Origin of the sequence: Streptomyces sp. ActVer, from assembly GCF_027270795.1 — a bacterium.
Lineage (GTDB): Bacteria > Actinomycetota > Actinomycetes > Streptomycetales > Streptomycetaceae > Streptomyces > Streptomyces umbrinus_A.
Genome location: NZ_JAPWHT010000781.1, coordinates 1 through 2,419 on the forward strand (window position 1 = coordinate 1; position 2,419 = coordinate 2,419).

The 2,419-nt window shown below is 72.2% G+C and carries 3 protein-coding genes; 1 reads left to right on the forward strand and 2 read right to left on the reverse strand.

Going from position 1 to position 2,419, the window contains the following annotated elements; all coding sequences use genetic code 11:
* Positions 1-417: 417 nt before the first annotated feature.
* Positions 418-1,089 carry an enoyl-CoA hydratase-related protein gene (locus O3Q52_RS51960; protein WP_269655381.1) on the forward strand — a complete coding sequence of 224 codons (672 nt, stop codon included), beginning with the start codon at positions 418-420 and terminating at the stop codon, positions 1,087-1,089.
* Positions 1,090-1,092: 3 nt separating this feature from the next.
* Here the strand turns inward: O3Q52_RS51960 and O3Q52_RS51965 are convergent, their stop codons facing one another.
* A complete protein-coding gene (locus O3Q52_RS51965) occupies positions 1,093-1,860 on the reverse strand; it encodes an SDR family NAD(P)-dependent oxidoreductase (RefSeq protein ID WP_269655382.1) in 768 nt (255 codons plus the stop codon).
* Positions 1,857-2,419 (reverse strand): alpha/beta hydrolase fold domain-containing protein (locus tag O3Q52_RS51970; protein WP_269655383.1); only part of this gene is annotated, 563 nt, incomplete at its 5' end. The genes O3Q52_RS51965 and O3Q52_RS51970, both read right to left, overlap by 4 nt.

Consider the following 2,419-nt stretch of genomic DNA (forward strand, 5'->3'; position numbering starts at 1 on the left):
GGAGCGGCCGTGCGGGCCGCCGTCCCGGACGTGGCCGGCTCCGTGCGGGCCGCGGCCCCGGGTGCGCCGAGAAGCAGGGTCGCGAGCAGGGGCACGAGCGCTCCGAAGAGCACTGCGAACCCCGAACGCGACGGTCTCCTCACGGTGTTGCTGCTGCCAGTGGCGGACATGTCCGTCCCTTCCGGATCGCGGCTCGTGGGGAGGACGCGATGGAGTGGTGGCGTGATGGAGCGACACCATGCGACGGGGCCGGCCGCATGGCATGGTCATGACTGTCGTGGAAGCGCTCCCACAGCGGGAGACCGAAACCGGCCACTGCGTGACGAGCGGACCGTTGGGCGTTCCCCCTCGCGGACCGTTGCGCGTTCACCCTCACGGGCATAAGTTACCGATAGGTAACCTCACGAGGGAGTCACCATGCCCATGCTCGACCGCCAGGACGACGTCTTCGTACTCGACCTCGGGGACGGCGAGAACCGCTTCCACCCCGACTGGATCGCCTCGGTCGACTCCGCCCTGGACGAGGTCGAGAAGGCGGAGGGGCCGCGCGCCCTGGTGACCGCCGCGACCGGCAAGTTCTACTCCAGCGGCCTCGACCTGGACTGGCTGTTCGCGCACGCCGACCAGCAACAGGAGTACGTCGGCGGCGTCCAGAAGCTGTTCGCGCGGATGCTGTCCCTGCCCGTGATCACGGTGGCCGCCCTCCAGGGGCACACCTTCGCGGCCGGCGCGATGTTCTCGCTGGCCCACGACTTCCGCGTGATGCGCGCCGACCGCGGTTTCTGGTGTCTGCCCGAGGCCGACATCAACATCCCCTTCACACCGGGCATGTCCGCGCTGATCCAGTCCCGGCTGACCCCGCAGACCGCGCACGAGGCCATGACCACGGCCCGCCGGTACGGGGGCGGCGACGCCCTCGCCGCCGCCCTCGTCGACCACGCGGTTGCCGAGGACGCCGTACGCGCGACCGCCGTGGAGCTCGCCCGGGCCCAGGCGGGCAAGGCCGGCCCGACCCTCGGCACCATCAAGTCCCGTATGTACGAGGCCGTCCTCACGACCCTGCGGAACAGGGACAACCCCCTCGGCTGAGCCTCAGACGGCGGCCCAGCCGTTGTCGACCGGCAGGATGACGCCGTTGATGTTGCTGGCGGCGTCGGAGGCGAGGAAGACGATGGCCGCCGCCTGCTCGTCGGCGTCCGCCGCGCGGCCGACATTGCCCCGGTAGCCCATGATCACGGACGGACCGAGGGCATCCTGGTCCAACTGGACCTGGATGCCCGTCACCGTGCCGCCCGGGGCGATGGCGTTGGTCCGTACACCCTTGTCCCGGTACATCACCGCGAGCGACTTGGCCAGACCCGCGACGCCGTGCTTCGAGACGGTGTACGCGGCACCGGCCGCGCTGCCGCGCAGGGACGCCTCGGAGGCGGTGAACACGATCGCGCCCTTGCCGTTCGCGAGGAGGTGGGGCAGCGCGGCGCGGGTGAGCAGGAACGGCGCGGTGAGGTTGATCCGCAGGACGCGCTCCCACTCGTCGTCGTCCGTCTCCCCCGCGGCGGACATCCGGTCCATGATGCCCGCGTTGTTGACCAGTACGTCGATGCCGCCGAAGGTGTCCACGGCGGTGGCGACGACCTGGTCGACGATCCCCTGCTCGCTGAGGTCCCCGACCACTGTGACCGCGGTGCCGCCCGCCGCGACGATCTCCTCGGCGGCCTCCTTGGCGCCTTCGGCGTTGAGGTCGGCGAGGACGACACGGGCGCCCTCCGCCGCGAAGCGCAGGGCGGCGGCGCGGCCGATGCCGGAGCCGGCCCCTGTGACGACGACCGACTTGCCCGACAGGCCTGTGCTGGTGCTCATGGCTGGTTCTCCCTCGGGGTGTTCCCGGGCCCGGGGGTCGTGGCCCGGCGTACGTGCGCGGCGATCAGGGCGTACACGCCCCTGGCCGTTTCGGCGTCCTTCTGGTCGTAGCCGTGGTCGGCTCCGGGGACGTCGTAGTGGTCGAGCAGCGCACCGGCCTCGCGCAGCCGCTCGGCGTACCGGACACCCTCCGCCCGCAGGAGGTCGTACTCCGCGGTGACGACGAAGGCCGGGGCGATACCCGTGAGATCCGCGGTGTCCGACGGATGGGCGGGCGAGACCAGGGGGTCGGTGCGCCGCCGCGGGTCCGGGACGTACGCGGAGTCGAAGACGTCCGCCATCCAGGGGCGCAGCATCGGCTTGGCGACGGCGGCGCGCTTGTCGCGGGCGTCGGTCGCGAGGTCCAGGGGCGGGTAGTGGAGGACTTGGAGCGCGATGGACGGGACGCCGGCGCTCCCGTTCCTCTCTTCACCTCCGGCCGGCTGGGCGTGGCCGGCTCGGCGGGCCTCCAGTGCCTGGCGGGCCACCGCCGCCGCGAGGCCGCCACCCGCGCTCTGGC

Coding starts and splice junctions, on each gene's coding strand:
- O3Q52_RS51965 (WP_269655382.1), bottom strand. CDS start 1,860: ATGAGCACCAGCACAGGCCTGTCGGGCAAGTCGGTCGTCGTCACAGGG.
- O3Q52_RS51960 (WP_269655381.1), top strand. CDS start 418: ATGCCCATGCTCGACCGCCAGGACGACGTCTTCGTACTCGACCTCGGG.